A 17,333-nucleotide genomic window follows, 5' to 3' on the forward strand; every position below is an offset into this window, starting at 1 on the left:
CATGATTGAAGAGCATCGAGGAGCGATACTGTGATGACGACACCTGAATCCGAAACGAACCCCAAGGCCGAGGATCTCCCGCCGGGCACCACGCCGTACTACGCGAACATGCACAAGTGGATCAAGCGTGCGGTGCTGGTGTGCCTCGTCGCGCTCGTCATCGAGGGTGCATTCACGTTGCCGTTCATGGCCGTCTACTACGGCTACCCGACGCTGAGCCTCACCGAGATCTGCAGCGAGCTGCTGAAGGTGCGCTACTCGGATGACACCCTGGAGTGCAAGGTTCCCTATCCACCGCTGGGCCCCCCGGAAGGGGCCGAGGGTAAGGACACCGCACGAGACGATTGGGGCATTCAACCGGTTCCGAAGTACAACCGGATCGGTTGGCGCGAACTCGTCCGGATCCACGAGGAGCGAGAGGCGCGTCAGGCCGCCGAGCAGGAGGCGCCGTGACGAAATCTCTTGAAGAGCAAGCGGACAACTGGGACCTGCGCCACGACGATTTCAAGGACAACGACTTCCTCTACAACGTCTACGAGGTGATGCGCCGCAATTCACCCTTCGCGCACACCGATACGCCGTTCCTGAGCGCGACGCCCGGCGGTGCCTGGGTGGCGGTCCGCTACGAGGACTGTTACAAGATCCTGCAGGACTGGGAGCACTTCTCGTCCAACCCGACTCCTGAGGCATCCGAGCAGCTCACCGGCGATCTGGTGATCACCCTCGATCCGCCGCGCCAACAGCAGTTCCGCAAGGTCCTCAACCCGTACTTCTCACCGGGACGGATGAAGGCGCTGACACCGCAGATCAGAGATGAAACCGACAGACTCATTGATGATTTCATCGAACGCGGTCACGGCGACCTAGCCGAGGTGGCCTGGCGACAGCCCGGCATCGTGTTCTTCAAATACCTGTTCGGCCTACCCGTCGACGACGTTCCGCTGTGCATCGAGCTCACCGACACCGCGCTGAACGGTGACACCGAGGAGGCCCGCGGGATCGCGTGGGGCGGGTTGTACCAACATCTGCACGACGCGATCACCGCGCGAACCACCCAGCCGCCGCGCGACGACATGATCGACGTCCTACTGAACGCCGAGATCGACGGCGAGAAACTGCAGTTCGGTGACATCGTCGGCAATGCAATGCTGTTGGTCCAGGCGGGTCTCGAAACGACAGCGAGCGCGATGTCGTTCGCCTTTCACTATCTTGCGACGCATCCCGAGGAGCGCGATCGCCTGATCGACCACCCCGAGTTGCGGCCCCGCGCCATCGAGGAGTTCCTTCGCTACTCCGGGTCGATTCACGGAATCCCGCGCACGGTCACCCAGGAAGTCGAGTTGAGCGGACACACCTTCTGCCCCGGTGAATCCGTCATCGTCAACTACGCCTCGGCGAATCGCGACCCGGAGGAGTTTCCCGATCCGGACCGCTGCATCCTCGACCGCAAGTCCAATCGCCACCTCGGATTCGGCGCCGGTGTCCATCGGTGCCTCGGCTCCAACCTGGCCCGCCTGGAGTTCGGCATCGGAGTCGAACAGGTGCTGACCCGGATGCCCGACTACAGCCTGGCGCCGGGCGAGGACGCCGTTTTCCACGGCAACTCCGTCACCCGGGGTTTCCGTGCTATTCCAGTGACTTTCACTCCCGACCAGAAGTCGGCATGACCTACCGCGTCGTCCAGTGGACGACCGGCAACATCGGCAGGAAATCGGTACACGCAGTCGTCGAGAACTCACAGCTTGAGTTGATCGGGTGCTACGCGTGGTCGCCGGAAAAGGTTGGCCGCGACGTCGGCGAACTATGCGGCATCCAACAACTCGGTGTGCTGGCCACCGACGACGTCGACGCCTTGATCGCACTCAAACCGGATTGCGTTGTCTACAACCAGATGTTCGCCGACGTCGACCATCTCGTTCGCATTCTCGAAGCGGGCATCAACGTCGTGACCACGTCCGAATTCATCACCGGCCATCGGCTCGGTGACGGACGTGATCGCGTCGCGAGGGCGTGCGAGGTCGGCAATTCGACGATCTTCGGCAGCGGACTGAACCCCGGTTTCATCCAACTCTTCGCGATCGTCTCGGCAGGGCTGTCCGACCGGATCGATCGGGTGTACATCGAGGAATCCTTTGACACCACGATCTACAACTCTCCGGAGACCGAGAAGATCATGGGGTTCGGATACCCGATCGACTACCCGGACCTGCTTGCGGTGACCGCGCAGGGATCCGGAATATTCCGTGAAGCGGTCATGCTCGTCGCCGACGCCCTTGGGGTCGAACTCGACGACATTCGCTGCCAAGCCAAGTACGCCCAGGCCACGGAGGACGTCAACCTACCCGGCGACTGGGTCATCGCCAAGGGCTGCGTGGCGGGAATCGACGTGAGTTGGAAGGGCTATGCCGGTGACCGGGACGTCGTCGAAGTACGGGCGGTATGGACCAAAGGCCAAGCACTGGATCCTCTGTGGGAGATGGGATTCGGCTACAAAATCACGGTCGAGGGGCGACCGACGATCAAGACCACCTTGGCCTTCGAGCCACCGCCGGACTTTGTCGGCGAGACCATCGAGGACTACATACTGCTGGGACTCACGATCACCGCGGTGCCCGCGATCACCGCGGTCCCCGCTGTCATCGCCGCACCGCCCGGCATCGCCACGTACAACAATCTGCCGCTGCCACTCCCGCGAGGGGTCCTGAATGTCTGAGAAGAGCTACCGAATCATCCAGTGGATGACGGGTGACGTCGGCCAGGTCGGAATCCGGCACTTCGCCGACAATCCGGTGTTCGACCTGGTGGGTGTCCTGGTGCACAGCAAGGACAAAGTCGGTAAGGACGCGGGCGAGATCGCAGGCATCGCAGCGACAGGTGTCGTTGCGACCGATGACATCGAAGCGATTGTCGCGATGGATGCCGACTGCGTGTTCTACACGCCGATCATCATGGACGTCGACACTGTGTGCCGGTTGCTGCGCTCGGGTAAGAACGTCGTCACCACAAGCGGGTTCTTCCATCCCACCGAGACCTTCCGCGAGGGCGGCGAGCAGATCCGCGCCGCCTGCAGCGACGGCGGGACGTCATTCCACGCCGGCGGGATTCACCCGGGTTACGCAGGCGACATCCTTCCCCTCACCCTTGCGCGCGTGATGAGCAAGATCGAGAAGATCAGGGTCCTCGAAGTCGTGAACGTCCTGACCGATGCGCCGCTGGACCACATCGACTGGCTCGGGTTCGGCAAGGAGAAGGACAAGTTCCTCTCCGAACCGACGATTCTGGGGCTCGGTACCGTCTTCTTCGCTCAGTCGATGTATATGGTCGCCGACGGGCTCGGCGTCACGATCGACAATGTGACATCGGCATTGGAGGCCGCCGTCGCCACCGAGGACATCACTCACGAACTCGGTGTGATTCCGCAGGGCACGGTCGCAGCACAGCGCCATGAGTGGACGGCATGGGTCGACGGCACTGGGCTCATCGTGTTGGAGGCCCTGTATACGACGACGACTCCGGACAAGCTCGACCCGCCGTGGAGCTTGGGAAAGACGCTGTACCGCATCGAGATCGAAGGGGATCCGCCGACCGCGCTGACCCTCGAAGGCGTCGAACGGGCCGACGGCACCATGACGCATCCCGGCTATGACTGGACCGCGATGGGTGCGATCAACGCCATCCCGGATGTGTGCGATGCCGCACCGGGCTGGCATACGCACCTCGACCTCGGTCTGATCCAACCCCGGGGGCTGGTCCGCTGATGACGCCGTCGCTGCATCACGTTGTCTTCGCCGTGGCGGACGAGCGCCACGAGTCCGTCGCGCAGATGTTCATTGACCTCGGCTTCGCCCTCGCTCCGGCCGAACTGACCGAACTCGGCGTGCGGATCAACCTGGACTGGGCACGAGGGATCGAAATCATCAGCCCGCTACCCGGCGCGACTGCATCGGTCGCGAAATCGGTGAGCCAGTTCCTGGCCGAAGAGGGCGATGGCGTCTACACCGTCGTGTTGCAGGTTCCCGCAGCCTCGGCGGCGGAGGCCGTCGCCGAACGCTACGGGTCGAAAACGCGCTTCCGTCAGAGCTTCTCGGGAGACGGTACCTTTCTCGACGAAATCGACCTTTCGGCGCTCAGCCTACCGCTGACGTTTCTCGCAACGAACGTGCCATGACTGTCGCCGCCGCCAAACCCAGCGTGTTCGACGCGGGCCTTCCGACGCTGAGCTACGACGTCACCGACACTCCGCAGGAGATCTATCCCCAGTTTCGGGCCGCGCAGCAGGTCGCCCCCATCGCGCTTGGACCGATCGGCCCCGAGGTACTTTCCTATGAGCTGGCCCGAACCGTGCTCCGCGACCCGCGGTTCGTCGTCCCCAAGGGCATCCACCTCTCCGCCCACGGCATCACGTCAGGCCCGTTGTGGGACAGGGTTACCGGCAGCATCCTGAACATGGAAGGCCCCGAACACCGTCGGCTGCGAAGCCTGGTCTCGAAGGCATTCACCCCACGTGCGACAGCACGGATGCACGACACCATTCACACGGTGGTCAACGAGCTCATCGATCGGGTGGCCGACTCGGGCCGCTGTGAGTTCGTCACGGATATCGCGCGTCCGTATCCGATCCCGGTCATCTGCGCCTTGCTCGGCGCTCCGCGTGAGGACTGGCGACAGTTCTCACGATGGGCCGACGACATCTTCAAGATCGTGAGCTTCGACTGCAATCTCGCCGACGAGGAGCCCGTCGTCCTCAAGGCATGGGACGAGTTCGACGCCTACATCGACGACATGATCGCGGCCAGGCGAAAGAGTTTGACCGATGATCTGCTCTCCGAACTCATTCGCATCGAGGATGCGGGCGACCGCTTGGACGGCGGTGAACTGCGCATGCTGGCGTTCAGCATTCTGGTGGCCGGCACCGACACCACGCGGAGCCAGCTCGCCGCGTCCATGCAGGTGCTCTGCGATCATCCCGAGCAATGGTCGCTGCTCAGAGACCAGCCAGACCTGGCGATGCGCGCGGTCGAGGAGACGATGCGGCATTCGCCGTCGATGTGCAGCACGGTGCGCAGCGTCACCGAGGACATCGCAATCGGCGACTACACCTTTCCGGCCGGCACGTTCATCATCGTCAATACCTATGCCGCCAACCGCGATAGCGCGATCTACGACGACCCGGAACGCTTCGACATCGCCCGCGACGCACCCCCACCCATCCTGACCTTCGGCGGCGGCGTGCACTACTGCCTCGGCGCCAACCTGGCGCGGCTGGAACTCGCGGAGGCGCTCAAGATACTCGCCCAGCGCATCCCCAACCCGCAACGCACCGAATCGGTGCCCTGGAAACCCCTCCTGGGTCTCAGTGGGCCGACCAGCCTGCCGATAGAGTTCGGCTGATGTCCTACCAGATCGATCCCGACGTGCTGGGCAAGGTGGCCAAGCAGGTCGTCGGCCTGCCGCTGGAGAAGGGTGAGTTGATCGGCCAGGCGATCCGGGCACTCGCCGACGAATACCCCGACCTCATCGATCCGACACCAGGACGCTGGGTGGGGAGTAAGGCCGGCGGCATCCTCGGAAAGGTCCGGTTCCTCTACTTCAGCCCGCGCGAGTACATCGTCATCTTCGGCTCGCCCACTGGCACCCAGGGCTTTTCGGGTCGCTACAAGCATGTGGACGTGCACAAGTTCCTGATGGCCGGCCAAATCGACTGGTATGACATCGAATCGGACGATATTTCCGCCGCAACCCTGTTGCCCGGTGAACACGCGCACATGGTGAGGGGCCAAGCCCGTGGGATGACCATCCATCCGGGGTCATGGCATATCGAGTATGGCCGCGGTGCGGTGGCCACCACCCTGCCGTTCGCGATGGTGGACACCCTGCTGGTGTCGCTGGAGTTCGAATCGGTGCGCCGCTCGACGGTCGAGTTCGCCAAGCTGGTCGGCAAGCGCTTCCGCCGTTAACCCCCCGTCCCCCTCGCCGAGTGGCCAGTTAGCCTACGGATTTGGCTGAGTTGCGTCGGATAGGTAGCCACTCGCCGCTTCCGCCGTCAGCCCCCGGCCCGTTCGCAGAAGCGCAACTGATTGCCGAACGGGTCAGTCACGTCGATCGTCAATCCCCACGGCTCGTCTTCGAGTCCGGGTTTCGCGAATCGGTAATCGCGAGAGCTGATCTCGGCGTGGAACTCACGGATACCCTGCATCGGCACGAACACGACGCTGCCCGGTGTGCCATCACCGTGATGCTCGGACAAGTGAATGATCAGCTCCGATCGGCTGATCTGGGCGTACCGCGGAAAGTCCGGACCGAACCGGTGCTCCCAATCGGTGGTGAAGCCCAGGTAGTCGAGATAGAACTCCTCGGCCTTGGCCTGGTCGAAGATGCGGAGGACAGGAACGGCGCGCTCGAATTCCATGCGTTCAGGCCGGCGCGAACACAGTCTTGAAGCGGTCCAACGACTCTCGGAAGTCGCTCTTCAGCGCACTGGCCACGACCATGCCGATGGGACCGAACAACGCAGCCCCGCCGAGATGAACGTCGAAGGTAACTGACGAGCCCGCTTTGACCTTCTTGGAGGACTTCACCTTGCCGATGAGTTTGACCTTGACTCCGCCCTCGCCCTTGCCGTCCAGGGTGATGGTCTCCGGCGGCTTGAAATGCACGATGGTCCACTTGATCCGGACGGGCATGCCCTTGACTTCCACGATCGACTCGATGATCGTGCCCTTATCCAGGGTCTCGGGCAGCTTGCTGCGCCAGACCTTGTGAATGCTGAGCCACTCTTTGTAGCGCGACAGATCAGACGCGCACTCCCACGCCTGCTCCGGCGGTAACGGGACGTCGACGGAAACAGAGAGTTTGGCCATCCGTACTAGGGGCTCGGTGGGGCCGTCGGGGGTTGCTGCTGCGGCGGAGTCCCTGGCGGGGGCGCAGATGGCGGGGCCTGGCCCGACTGCTGCGTCGGGGGCACCTGCCCGGTTTGGTCGGCGGTGTTCTTGTCCACGGCTTTCCTGGCCGCGTCCTGCACCTTGTCGACGTGCTGGGTGTATTTGCCCTGCGTCTTCTTGTCCACGATGTCACCGGCCTTGTCGATCGCGGTGTCCACCTTGTCGGCGTTCTTGGCCAGCACGGTCTTCAGCTTGTCGAGGAATGCCATGCGACCAACCCTACTCCGACCGCCACAACCTGCGGCGTTCCCCCAAAATGGCTCCCTGGACCCACCAGATGACCTCGATCGCCGCCGCCCCGACGAGACCGATGATCAGCGCCGTCGATGTGATCTTGATGTTCGACGCGTCGAGCATGAACGCCTTTCGCGCCAGCGGGATCGAGAAGATCACCACGTACGCCAGCCCCGACACGACCACCAGCGCCACCCGCCACCACTGGTACGGCCGCGCCACTACCGCAAGCACCCAGACTCCCGAGACCAGCAAGGTGATCAACGCCGCAGTCGACGCCTGCATCTGCTCCACCGGTGTCGCCGCACGCCCTTGATACGCCACCAGATACGACGTGAATGTCGCGATGCCCACCACCGTGCCCGACGGCAGAGCCGCGGTCATGACGCGGCGGACGAATCCGGTGTGGGCCCTTTCGTTGTTGGGGGCCAGTGACAGGACAAAGGCCGGGATGCCGATGGTGAACCACGCCGCGATCGTGACGTGGATGGGTTGAAACGGGAAAAGCAGCGGATCGGTCCCGAAGATCTTGGACGACAGCCCGCCAAGGCCGACGAGGATCGCCAGCAGCACCGAGTACACCGTCTTGGTGAGGAACAGGTTCGAGACCCGCTCGATGTTGCCGATCACGCGGCGCCCCTCGCCGACGACATACGGCAACGTCGCGAACTTGTTGTCCAGCAATACGATCTGAGCCACCGCACGTGAGGCCGAACTGCCCGAACCCATCGCCACACCGATGTCGGCGTCTTTGAGCGCCAACACGTCGTTCACGCCGTCGCCGGTCATCGCCACCGTGTGTCCGCGTGACTGCAGCGCATGCACCATGGCGCGCTTCTGGTCGGGCCGCACCCGACCGAACGTGGTGTACTCCTCGAGGGTGTCGGCGAGCCGGTCGGGCTCGTCGGGCAACTGACGCGCGTCCATCGTCTCGCCTTCGAGGCCGAGTGAGCCGGCCACCGCGCCGACCGACACCGCGTTGTCGCCCGAGATCACCTTGATCGAAACCTTCTGCTCCGCAAAGTATTCCAGGGTCTCGCGGGCATCGGGGCGCACGCGTTGCTCGAGAACCACCAATGCCGCCGGCGTGACTCGGCCGGGCGCCTGCGCGTGATCGACGGCCAGCTCGCAGGAGCCCAGCAGCAGCACCCGCAAGCCCTTTGCGCCGATTTCCTCTGCCTGCCGGGCGATTTCAGAGCCCGGCTCCAATAGCACGTCGGGAGCGCCGATCACCCAGTTGCCATGGTCGGCGTAGGACGCGCCGCTCCACTTGGTGGCGGACTTGAACGGTGCGGTTGCGGTGGCTTGCCATCCGGGTGGCATCTTGTAGGCCTCGGCGATGGCCTGCATACTCGCGTTGGGCCGGGCATCGTCGGCGGCGAGTTGGGCCAGCACATCGGCCGCGGCCGACTCGTCAAGCTTCTTGAGATCCGACAACCGCATACCGTTTTCGGTGAGAGTGCCCGTCTTGTCGGCACATACGACGTCGACACGGGCCAGTCCTTCGATGGCGGGTAGTTCGTTGACCAGGCACTGCCTGCGGCCCAGTCGCACGACGCCGACGGCAAAGGCGATCGACGTCATCAGCACGAGGCCTTCGGGCACCATGGGCACGAGCGCGCCGACCATCCGTAACACCGACTCCCGCCATCCCGAGTCGGTGGTGAACAACTGTGTGTAGATGATCAGCAGACCCGCGGGAATCAACAGGTACGTGATGAACTGCAGGATCTTGTTGATGCCGCTACGCAGTTCGGAGTTCACCAGCGTGAACTTGCTGGCCTCGTCGGCGAGCTTGGCCGCGTAGGCTTCCCGGCCAACCTTGGTGGCCCGGTACGCGCCGCTGCCCGCGACGACGAAGCTGCCCGACATCACGCCGTCGCCGGCGTCCTTCGCGATCGGGTCGGCCTCGCCGGTGAGCAGCGACTCGTCGACCTCGAGATTTGCCTCCTCGACGATCTCACCGTCGACGACGATCTGGTCTCCCGGCCCGAGTTCGATGATGTCGTCGAGGACGATCTCGGCGGGCAGCACCGCCTTGCTACCAGATTGCCTGCGCACCAGAGGTTTCGCCTGCCCGACGATCGCCAGCTTGTCCAGTGTCTGCTTGGCCCGCAGTTCCTGGATGATGCCGATCGCGCTGTTGGCTATGATCAGCAGACCGAATGCACCGTTGATCACCGACCCGGTGGACAGCACGATGATGAGCAGCACACCCAGAATCGCATTGATACGGGTGAACACATTGGCCCGGACGATCTCGGAGACGCTGCGCGCCGCACGGGTCGGCACATCGTTGGTCTTGCCTTCGGAGACACGTTGCGCGACTTCGGTATCGGTGAGACCCGCGGTCACGACGGGGACGGTTGTCATTTGGTAAACGTCCCCTTTCCGTACTCGTCGTAATACTCGAGCACCAGGTTGTCACCGTCAAAGGTCGCTTTGGAAATCGTTCCGGGCGGAGCGTTTTCGGTGACGAACTTGAAGGTGAAGACGTTGCCGTCCCAATGCTCCAACGGCACGCTGAGCTTCGGTCCGAGCGCCAGCATCAACGTGCCGTCTTTCTCGGTAACTCTGGCCGGGCCCCAGTAGTCGTTGTTGTAGGTGCCGACGTATGCGGGCAACGGCGCGGCAGGCGCCGGGCTCGACGGCGGCACCTTGCCGACGAGAGACCCCACGGGCTTCTCCATTTCAGCGAAGACCCCGCTGTAGAGGCCGTACCAATCCTCCCGAACCTCGCCGAACTGCACCAGATCTGCGAACTGGGCGGTGAGCGTTTCGGGTACCCCCGACGGGGTGGCGTTGGTCAGCGCGACGATCGCCACGTCGGCCGACGGCAGGATCACGAAGTTCGTCCCCGCTCCCAGTTCGAATGCGCCGGAATGGCTCAGTTCCGTGCGCGCACCCGACGTCGTCCCGGTGTTGAAGCCGAATCCGTAGAAGCCCGACCGCATCGCGGGTTCGGATGCGGGACTCGACACGATCTGCGGGGTGATCGCGGGCAACAGCGCGTCGGCGTCGACGATCTGCTTGCCGTCGTGCGTTCCGTCCGCCAACACCATCGCGAGCCAGCGGGTCATGTCGTTGACGGACGAACTCACACCGCCCGCGGGTGCTTGCGGATCCGCGTCGCGGAAGAACATCGGCTCGTAGCGACCATCGATGTGGATGTGACCGAGGGCGCGGTTTGCCCTTGACTCGTAGTCAGCGAACCGGTAGCTCGTCGACGGCATACCAAGCGGGTCGAACAGCACATCGTCGGCGAGCACATCCCACGGTTTACCGGCGCTCACCGCGACCGCCTCGGCCCCAGTGGTGAAACCGTAGTTGGTGTAGGCGTAGGAGATTCGGAATGGATCCAGCGGAAAGTCACGTAACCGGTCCAGCACATAGCGGCGGTCGTGGCCGATGTCCTCGAGCATGTCGCCCGCATGGTCGGGAAGGCCGGAGCGGTGCGAGAGCATGTCGCCGACGGTGACCATTCGCGTGACCACCGGATCAGAAAGTGCGAACCACGGAAGCTTGGACACGATCGGGGTGTCCCAGCCGATCGCGTCCACACCGACCTGGTGGGCGACCACCGTCGAGGAAAGCGGCTTTGACAGCGATGCCAGCTGAAAGACCGTATCCGTGTCCACTCGGTTTGTCTGGCTGTCACCTGCTTCTACATCCCGTACGCCGAAACCCTTCGCGTACACGGTCTTTCCCTGGTGCACCACAGCGACCGCCATACCGGGGATGCCGGACTTGCGCATCAACTCCTCGGCGATGCCGTCGAGTTTGGCGACGGCTTTGTCGACGGCGTTCTCGGGCAAGGGCATCGCGGGCACCAGCGGCGGGGGGACGTCGGCCTGTGTCGGAGTGGATGGCGGCGCCGGTTCGGCAGGCTTTTCCGTGCAGCCGGGCAGAAAGACAAGCAACCCCACGACAGCCAGCCTGGCCAGTGCGTTCATGCGTGCACCGTATCCCGTCGGCACGCTTTAGAGGCGCCACCACGGGTCGGCCGCCAATGCCGCGTCGGGCAACACTCGCTGTCCCGGCTTCGGCACCGCGATCAGGACGTCCTCGGATTCAGCGGCCTTGACCAGCCGCTCCGCCGGTTCGGACCACGGGTGCGGGGCGAGGCGGAAGGTGGCCCAGTGGATCGGCACCAGCAGCCCCGCATCGGAGACGTCGCGGTGCGCGCGGACCGCGTCCTCGGGATTCATGTGGATATCGGGCCAGCCCGGGTGGTAAGCCCCCACCGGCATCAGGGTGAGGTCGAACGGTCCGTGCTCTGCACCGATGTCGCCGAAGCTCTTCGAATATCCGGTGTCCCCGCCGAAGAACGCGCGGTGGCTTGGTCCGATCAGCGCCCAGGACGACCACAGGGTGGTGTTCCGGGTCAGGAACCGTCCGGAGAAGTGCCGCGCCGGGGTGCACACCAGCGTGAGGTCGCCGAGGCGGGCGCTTTCGTTCCAGTCGAGTTCGACGATCCGGTCGGCGGGGATGTGCCAGGCCCGAAGATGGGCGCCGATGCCGAGCGGGACGAAGAACTTGGCCCGCTGGGTGCGTGCCAGCTGTTTGACGGTGTCGATGTCGAGGTGGTCGTAGTGGTCGTGGCTGATGATGACCGCGTCGATCGCGGGCAGCGCCTCCAACGGGGCGGGGACCGGATGCAGCCGCCGCGGGCCGACCGTTTTCGACGGTGAGCAGCGGTCGCTCCAGACGGGGTCGGCCATCACGCGATAACCGTCGATCTCGATGACCGCTGAGGAGTGGCCGTACCACGTTGCGGCGAGATCGCCGGGCGCCACGCTCGGGTCGGGCGTGACCAGCGGGACCGGTTGGGACGGTTGCTGGCTCGAGCTTCCGCCGATGACCTCGCGGACGAGCAGGAACTGCTCCTGGCGGGTCAGGCTGACCGGGCTCGCCGACTCCAGGTTGACGAACACACCGTCCTTGTAGTTCGGGGACTCCTTGGCAACACCGTCGATCTCGACCGGCGAGGCGCCAAGCGCCGAGGGGGTGCCCTGAAGCGCACGCAGGGCCCATCCCCCGGCCACAAGCGTTGCCGTCCCGAAGCCGATGCGCAGCGCCGCGGAGATCATCAGGCGCCCTGGAACCTCGGTGGCCGCTTTTCGATGCGCGCCACCTGAGCCTCGATAACGTCCTGACTGGCCCAGGCCCGATCGAACATCTCGGTGTGCTCGGGCCGCGGGTCCTCATAGGCACCGTCGTCGTTGAGCACGCGTTTGGCATGCTGCAGGGCCAACGGCGCGTAGCCGGCGAGTTCGGCGGCCCAGGCCTGCGCATCGGCCAGCGTGCCGATGCGGTTGGCCATACCGGTGTGCAGCGCAGCCTCGGAGGTGAGCCGTTCCGCGCCGAGCAGCATGCCCCTGGCCCGGCCGGCCCCGACCAGCGACGTCAGCCGTCGAATGCTCCAGTTATCCAGCGCCAGGCCGTATTTCGCGACCGGGAACTGGAAGTAGGCCTCGGGTGCGACGACCCGTAGATCGCAGATCATCGCGAGGATGACGCCGGCTCCGATCGTTGGGCCGTTGATTGCGCCGATGACCGGCACGGGGGCCTGGTCGATCGCGATGTTGAGTGCCTTGGCCTTGTCGGGCAGCTCCTCGGCCACCCCCGCTGCGTCGGTCAGGTCGGCACCCGAGCTGAACACGTGACCCTGGCCGGTCAGCACGATTGCCCTGACATCCTCGTTCGCGGCCTTCTCCACGGCTTCGCGCAGGCCGTCGACGAGCGCGCCATTGAGCGCGTTGCGGCGGTCGGCGCGCTGCATTTCCAGCGTCAGGACGTCGCCGTCGCGGGTCACACCAATCATGGCGTCACCCTATATAACCTCTGAGTGTGAGCCGGATCGGTGCCATTGACCTGCGCGATGCTGTGCTGGATGCGGATTCGTTCCGCAGCTGGGACACCACGCCGCTGGTTGTCGAACGCAGCGAGGCGTACCAGCGGGAACTGGATGCCGCGGCCGCCAAGACGGGCCTGGACGAGTCGGTGCTGACCGGCGAGGGCACGGTTTTCGGCCGACGGGTGGCACTGGTGGCCTGCGAGTTCGACTTCCTGGCCGGCTCGATCGGGGTCGCCGCGGCCGAGCGGATCACCACCGCGGTGGCCCGGGCGACGGCCGAGCGGCTGCCTCTGGTCGCGTCGCCCAGTTCGGGCGGCACCCGCATGCAGGAGGGCACCGTTGCGTTCCTGCAGATGGTCAAGATCACGGCAGCGGTCGAACTACACAAGCGGGCGCATCTGCCGTACCTGGTGTACCTGCGTCATCCCACGACCGGCGGGGTGTTCGCGTCCTGGGGTTCACTCGGTCATGTCACCGCCGCCGAGCCGGGTGCACTCATCGGCTTCCTCGGCCCCCGGGTTTACGAGCATCTCTACGGCGAACCGTTCCCTCCAGACGTCCAGACCGCCGAGAACCTGGAGCGCCACGGCGTCATCGACGGGATCGTTCCGCTCGAGGCGGTGCGCTCGACGCTCGACCGCACCCTGAAGGTCCTCGCCGACCCACCTGATCCGCCACCGCCACCGCCCGAAGCCGGGCAGATACCCGATGTGCCGGCGTGGGAGTCGGTGGTGGCCTCTCGCCGACCCGACCGGCCCGGTGTTGGCTACCTGCTGCGGCACGGCACGTCGGAGCGGGTGCTGCTCTCGGGTACCGGCCGCGGCGAGGATGCCACCACGCTGCTGGCGTTGGCCAGGTTCGGCGGTCAACCCGCCGTGGTGCTCGGTCAGCAGCGTGTGCTCGGCGGGCTGGAGTCAATCCCGGGTCGCTCCGCTCTCCCCTACCCTGCGGGTGTGGGCCCAGCCCTCCGAGTCGGCCCTGCGGCCCTGCGCGAGGCTCGACGGGGCATGACGTTGGCCGCCGGGCTCAAATTGCCTCTGGTGCTCGTGATCGACACCGCGGGGCCTGCACTCACCGTCGAAGCCGAACAGGACGGCCTGGCCGGTGAAATCGCAAGGTGTCTGGCCGATCTCGTCACACTGGACACGCAGACGGTGTCGGTGCTGCTCGGCCAGGGCAGCGGCGGGCCTGCGCTGGCGATGGTGCCCGCCGACCGGGTGCTGGCCGCGCTGCACGGCTGGCTCGCCCCGCTGCCGCCAGAGGGGGCAAGCGCGATCGTGTTCCGCGATACCGAGCACGCGCCGGAACTGGCTGCGGCGCAGGGTATTCGGTCGGCCGACCTGCTGGGCAGCGGTATCGTCGACGCGATCGTGCCGGAATCTCCCGATGCGGCCGACGAGCCGCTGGCGTTCACGCGACGGCTGTCGGCCACCATTGCCACCGAACTTCACTCGTTGCGCTCGATGCCCGACTCCGAGCGGCTCGCCGCCAGGTTGGCGCGCTATCGCCGAATCGGGCTCTGATGAGGATCAGACTTCGATGGGCGGATGCAATCGCTCCATCGTGTACTGCCGGTTTCTTCGGGCCGCCCACGCGCTGGCGGCCAACGAGGCTGCCAGCAGCGCGGCCAGGACCGCCGTCGCGATCCACAGCCGAGAGTCGATGCCGCCGACGGTGAGCTGACGTAAACCGTTGACCGCATAGGTCATCGGGTCGAACGGATGGATGACCTGGAACGGCTTCGCGGTGGTCTCTACCGGATAGATACCGCCGGCGGACACCAGCTGCAACATCAGGAACGCCAACGTGACGACACGTCCGACCGCCACCCCGAACACCGCGTTGAACGCCTGGATCATGGCCAGGAACGTGCCTGCGACAAGGACCAGGAAGCCGACGGTCGCGATCGGATACTTGGCGTGCAAGCCGACTCCGAAGTGAACCACGAGATACATGACCACCACTTGGCAGACCACGATCAGCAACCCCGGCCAGTATGAGGCGAGCACGACGCGCAGCGCACCCAGCCCGTTGACTATCGGTCGGGATTGCAACGGTGTCAACAACATCCAGACGATCAGTGCGCCGATGAACAATGCCAGCGGCATGAAGAAGGGCGCGAAACCGGTTCCGAAGGTGGCGGCAGGGTTGTTGTTGACCATGTCGAGGCCGACCGGAGCCGACAGTGTGCGCGCCACCTCGGTGCGCTGAGTCGGTGTCCACGACGGTACCTGCTTGGCACCCTGCCCCAACTTCGTCGCCAGTTCCTGTGCACCCGCCTGCAGCTTCTTGGTTCCATCGGCGAGTTGTCCTGCCCCATCGGCGATCTCGTGGCCTCCGTTGGACAGTTGCCGCAGACCGTCGTCGAGGCGGTTGGCTCCCGAGTTCAGCTGCTCGACGCCGTCGCGCAGTTTGGCGACATCGTTCCTCAGCCCGCCGTCAAGCGCGCTGGTGATGAAGGTTCGCAGCTTGCTGTTCGGGTCCCCGAGTTCGTTCTCCAACGCAGCGGCGCTGTCGCGCAATCGAATCAGGCCTGAATCGGTGGTCGGGTCGATCCCCTGGGCGCGCAGCAGCCCCTGGGCACGGGCCAGCACCTCACCCATGTGGCGCACCGCGGGGTCGGGATTGGACCTCAGGAATCCGACGGCCGCCTCGACGATGGCCGCGGCCTGCACCTGGTCGACGTTGAGCGCGGCGATCCTATCTGTGGTCGATCGCACGGCAGCGCTCAAATGCTGTGCGGCGGCGCCGACCTCGGCCGGGTCCAGCCTCAGCGCACCGACCCGGTCGAGCATGTGGATCAGCGGGTCCGTCGCCGTGTCCACGGCCGTCGACAGCTGCCGGGTGCCCGCCGCCAATTGCGCCGAACCGGCCTGTGCGGTGTCGAGCCCCGACGCCAGCGCGTCAGACCCGGTCGCCAGCCGCTGCGCACCGTCGTTGGCCTGGTCCAGCCCGGTGGACAGCTGCTGGGCGCCATCGGCGGCCTGCTCGAGCCCGGAGCCCGCATCGGAGAGCCCGGTCACCACGGTGCCGACCGTGCGTTCGCCGATCCTTTCGTTGACCTGATTGAGGACCTCGCGCGCCGCGTTCTGGCCGATGATCGACGCGAGATAGTTGTTGGCATCGTTGAAGGTGAAACGAAGCTTGGCCTGTTGCGGATCGGTACCCGACACCGACGCGATGCCGGAGCTGAAGTCCTGCGGCAACGTGATCGAGAAGTAGTACTCCCCGCTCGCCACACCCTCGGCCGCCTTGGCGGCCGACACCTCGGACAGATTGAGCTGACCCGAGTCGATCAGGGCGGCGGCCACCTCGTCGCCAGCCCGGACCTGCTGACCTTGGGCGGTCGCGCCGCGATCCTCATTGACCAGCGCCACCGGAACCTTGTCCACTTCGGCGAACGGATTCCAGAACGCCCACAGGTACATGGCGCCGTACAGCAGTGGCATCAGGATGATCGTGATCAGGGCGATGCGCGGCAGCAGACCCCGCGAATAGCGCTTCAGGTCTGTGCCCAGAGACATTCCGGCAAGCACGGTTACTCGCCCCCCTCGTGTTGTCCGATCAGTTCGGCGCGGGTGACGTTGTGCACCGCCAATTCGGCGCGCACCGCAGGGCCACCGACATAGCCTGCGACCGCGTTGACGCTGGCGGTGATGACGGTCTGTTCGCGCCCGAGTTCGATCAGCCGACCCAACAGCATCGCGCGGCTGTCATCGCTGGCGACCTGGTCGAGGTTGCCGACCACGAGCAGTTCGGGGCGGGCGGTGTTGGCCAGCGCGATCCGCAGCAGCAGACCGTCGAGTTCGGTGAGTTCCTCGACGTACTCGGTCAGCGGCGGCAGCGGCAGCTCACCGAAGACCGGGCCGCAGACCCTGGCCAGGTCGGCCTGGTCGGCCCGCGGGATCAACCGGTGCCAGGCGGCGTCCCAGCGGAGCTGCTCGGTGATCAGGTCTGCGACGGTGACGGACTCGGCGACGGTGTCGAGCTCGTCGACGCCCGCCAGCGCGGCGTTGGCGAAGATATGGGTGGTGCGGGTGCGGCCCATCACCGTGAGGTCTCCGGACATCGGACGCATGCGGCCCGAGAGCGTCATCAGCAGCGCGGTGCGACCAGATCCGGCGGGACACCGCAACACGGTGACCCCACCCGCGTCGATGTCCAGATCGATGGGACCGTAGACCGGCCCCCACGGACCTTTCATGCGGATTCCCCGCGCGCTCACCGCCGGTGTCGGCGGCTCCTCGTCTGGGGCTTGATCGCCGTAAGGCACCGACATCGGGCAATTGCAGCACATCGAC

General features: G+C 65.3%; 17 protein-coding genes. 8 read left to right on the top strand and 9 right to left on the bottom strand.

The genetic code is table 11. From position 1 onward, the window contains the following. Positions 1 to 33: 33 nt before the first annotated feature. Genes CSQ99_RS08455 through CSQ99_RS08485 form a run of 7 tightly spaced genes read left to right on the top strand, consistent with a single transcriptional unit; the run spans position 34 to position 5,957 of the window. Entirely contained in the window at positions 34 to 453 is a 420-nt protein-coding gene (locus CSQ99_RS08455; RefSeq protein WP_099038605.1) for a hypothetical protein, read from the top strand. Then, positions 450 to 1,667, top strand: coding sequence for a cytochrome P450 (locus tag CSQ99_RS08460; RefSeq protein WP_099038606.1), 1,218 nt, complete (start codon positions 450 to 452; stop codon positions 1,665 to 1,667). The genes CSQ99_RS08455 and CSQ99_RS08460 overlap by 4 nt, the downstream gene beginning before the upstream one ends. Continuing rightward, positions 1,664 to 2,713, top strand: a complete 1,050-nt coding sequence (locus CSQ99_RS08465) for an NAD(P)H-dependent amine dehydrogenase family protein (RefSeq protein ID WP_099038607.1) — start codon at positions 1,664 to 1,666, stop codon at positions 2,711 to 2,713. The genes CSQ99_RS08460 and CSQ99_RS08465 overlap by 4 nt, the downstream gene beginning before the upstream one ends. Next, positions 2,706 to 3,758: an NAD(P)H-dependent amine dehydrogenase family protein gene (locus CSQ99_RS08470; protein WP_099038608.1), complete on the top strand. Its 1,053-nt coding sequence runs from the start codon at positions 2,706 to 2,708 to the stop codon at positions 3,756 to 3,758. The genes CSQ99_RS08465 and CSQ99_RS08470 overlap by 8 nt, the downstream gene beginning before the upstream one ends. Then, positions 3,758 to 4,168 carry a hypothetical protein gene (locus tag CSQ99_RS08475; RefSeq protein WP_099038609.1) on the top strand — a complete coding sequence of 137 codons (411 nt, stop codon included), beginning with the start codon at positions 3,758 to 3,760 and terminating at the stop codon, positions 4,166 to 4,168. Before CSQ99_RS08470 ends, CSQ99_RS08475 begins: the two co-directional genes overlap by 1 nt. Continuing rightward, positions 4,165 to 5,391 carry a cytochrome P450 gene (locus CSQ99_RS08480; protein ID WP_099038610.1) on the top strand — a complete coding sequence of 409 codons (1,227 nt, stop codon included), beginning with the start codon at positions 4,165 to 4,167 and terminating at the stop codon, positions 5,389 to 5,391. The genes CSQ99_RS08475 and CSQ99_RS08480 overlap by 4 nt, the downstream gene beginning before the upstream one ends. Then, positions 5,391 to 5,957, top strand: a complete 567-nt coding sequence (locus CSQ99_RS08485; protein WP_099038611.1) for an isomerase — start codon at positions 5,391 to 5,393, stop codon at positions 5,955 to 5,957. The genes CSQ99_RS08480 and CSQ99_RS08485 overlap by 1 nt, the downstream gene beginning before the upstream one ends. 86 nt (positions 5,958 to 6,043) lie before the next feature. Here CSQ99_RS08485 and CSQ99_RS08490 read toward each other — a convergent pair whose 3' ends face one another. From CSQ99_RS08490 to CSQ99_RS08520, 7 genes are read right to left on the bottom strand one after another with little or no spacing between them, the layout of a single operon-like run. Then, complete coding sequence (locus CSQ99_RS08490; protein WP_099038612.1) at positions 6,044 to 6,409, bottom strand: glyoxalase superfamily protein; 366 nt, start codon at positions 6,407 to 6,409, stop codon at positions 6,044 to 6,046. A 4-nt stretch (positions 6,410 to 6,413) separates the two neighbouring features. Continuing rightward, complete coding sequence (locus CSQ99_RS08495; protein WP_099038613.1) at positions 6,414 to 6,860, bottom strand: type II toxin-antitoxin system Rv0910 family toxin; 447 nt, start codon at positions 6,858 to 6,860, stop codon at positions 6,414 to 6,416. A gap of 5 nt (positions 6,861 to 6,865) precedes the next feature. Further along, positions 6,866 to 7,150, bottom strand: coding sequence for an antitoxin (locus CSQ99_RS08500; RefSeq protein ID WP_099038614.1), 285 nt, complete (start codon positions 7,148 to 7,150; stop codon positions 6,866 to 6,868). Between the two features lie 10 nt (positions 7,151 to 7,160). Next, entirely contained in the window at positions 7,161 to 9,548 is a 2,388-nt protein-coding gene (locus CSQ99_RS08505) for a cation-translocating P-type ATPase (protein ID WP_099038615.1), read from the bottom strand. Then, positions 9,545 to 11,128 carry a serine hydrolase gene (locus tag CSQ99_RS08510; RefSeq protein WP_099038668.1) on the bottom strand — a complete coding sequence of 528 codons (1,584 nt, stop codon included), beginning with the start codon at positions 11,126 to 11,128 and terminating at the stop codon, positions 9,545 to 9,547. The genes CSQ99_RS08505 and CSQ99_RS08510 overlap by 4 nt, the downstream gene beginning before the upstream one ends. A gap of 27 nt (positions 11,129 to 11,155) precedes the next feature. Continuing rightward, entirely contained in the window at positions 11,156 to 12,265 is a 1,110-nt protein-coding gene (locus CSQ99_RS08515; protein ID WP_099038616.1) for an MBL fold metallo-hydrolase, read from the bottom strand. Further along, positions 12,265 to 12,999: an enoyl-CoA hydratase gene (locus CSQ99_RS08520; protein ID WP_099038617.1), complete on the bottom strand. Its 735-nt coding sequence runs from the start codon at positions 12,997 to 12,999 to the stop codon at positions 12,265 to 12,267. The genes CSQ99_RS08515 and CSQ99_RS08520 overlap by 1 nt, the downstream gene beginning before the upstream one ends. Positions 13,000 to 13,025: 26 nt before the next feature. On the opposite strand from CSQ99_RS08520, the gene CSQ99_RS08525 reads away from it, so the two are divergent. Beyond that, entirely contained in the window at positions 13,026 to 14,555 is a 1,530-nt protein-coding gene (locus CSQ99_RS08525) for an acetyl-coenzyme A carboxylase carboxyl transferase subunits beta/alpha (protein WP_099038618.1), read from the top strand. Between the two features lie 6 nt (positions 14,556 to 14,561). Here CSQ99_RS08525 and CSQ99_RS08530 read toward each other — a convergent pair whose 3' ends face one another. Both CSQ99_RS08530 and CSQ99_RS08535 read right to left on the bottom strand, forming a co-directional pair. Then, the gene (locus tag CSQ99_RS08530; protein WP_176560932.1) at positions 14,562 to 16,556 is read right to left on the bottom strand and encodes a YhgE/Pip domain-containing protein; all 1,995 of its coding nucleotides are present in this window, start codon (positions 16,554 to 16,556) and stop codon (positions 14,562 to 14,564) included. Positions 16,557 to 16,570: 14 nt separating this feature from the next. Then, a complete protein-coding gene (locus CSQ99_RS08535) occupies positions 16,571 to 17,311 on the bottom strand; it encodes an ATP-binding cassette domain-containing protein (RefSeq protein ID WP_099038620.1) in 741 nt (246 codons plus the stop codon). Between the last annotated feature and the right edge of the window lie 22 nt (positions 17,312 to 17,333).

This window comes from Mycobacterium neglectum (assembly GCF_002591975.1).
GTDB lineage: Bacteria > Actinomycetota > Actinomycetes > Mycobacteriales > Mycobacteriaceae > Mycobacterium > Mycobacterium neglectum.

Excerpts from the sequence above, each read along its gene's own strand:
- CSQ99_RS08465 (WP_099038607.1), top strand. The coding sequence starts at position 1,664 with ATGACCTACCGCGTCGTCCAGTGGACGACCGGCAACATCGGCAGGAAA.
- CSQ99_RS08515 (WP_099038616.1), bottom strand. The coding sequence starts at position 12,265 with ATGATCTCCGCGGCGCTGCGCATCGGCTTCGGGACGGCAACGCTTGTG.
- CSQ99_RS08455 (WP_099038605.1), top strand. The coding sequence starts at position 34 with ATGACGACACCTGAATCCGAAACGAACCCCAAGGCCGAGGATCTCCCG.
- CSQ99_RS08510 (WP_099038668.1), bottom strand. The coding sequence starts at position 11,128 with ATGAACGCACTGGCCAGGCTGGCTGTCGTGGGGTTGCTTGTCTTTCTG.
- CSQ99_RS08470 (WP_099038608.1), top strand. The coding sequence starts at position 2,706 with ATGTCTGAGAAGAGCTACCGAATCATCCAGTGGATGACGGGTGACGTC.
- CSQ99_RS08490 (WP_099038612.1), bottom strand. The coding sequence starts at position 6,409 with ATGGAATTCGAGCGCGCCGTTCCTGTCCTCCGCATCTTCGACCAGGCC.
- CSQ99_RS08480 (WP_099038610.1), top strand. The coding sequence starts at position 4,165 with ATGACTGTCGCCGCCGCCAAACCCAGCGTGTTCGACGCGGGCCTTCCG.
- CSQ99_RS08530 (WP_176560932.1), bottom strand. The coding sequence starts at position 16,556 with ATGTCTCTGGGCACAGACCTGAAGCGCTATTCGCGGGGTCTGCTGCCG.
- CSQ99_RS08500 (WP_099038614.1), bottom strand. The coding sequence starts at position 7,150 with ATGGCATTCCTCGACAAGCTGAAGACCGTGCTGGCCAAGAACGCCGAC.
- CSQ99_RS08495 (WP_099038613.1), bottom strand. The coding sequence starts at position 6,860 with ATGGCCAAACTCTCTGTTTCCGTCGACGTCCCGTTACCGCCGGAGCAG.
- CSQ99_RS08535 (WP_099038620.1), bottom strand. The coding sequence starts at position 17,311 with ATGTCGGTGCCTTACGGCGATCAAGCCCCAGACGAGGAGCCGCCGACA.
- CSQ99_RS08485 (WP_099038611.1), top strand. The coding sequence starts at position 5,391 with ATGTCCTACCAGATCGATCCCGACGTGCTGGGCAAGGTGGCCAAGCAG.
- CSQ99_RS08475 (WP_099038609.1), top strand. The coding sequence starts at position 3,758 with ATGACGCCGTCGCTGCATCACGTTGTCTTCGCCGTGGCGGACGAGCGC.
- CSQ99_RS08520 (WP_099038617.1), bottom strand. The coding sequence starts at position 12,999 with ATGATTGGTGTGACCCGCGACGGCGACGTCCTGACGCTGGAAATGCAG.
- CSQ99_RS08505 (WP_099038615.1), bottom strand. The coding sequence starts at position 9,548 with ATGACAACCGTCCCCGTCGTGACCGCGGGTCTCACCGATACCGAAGTC.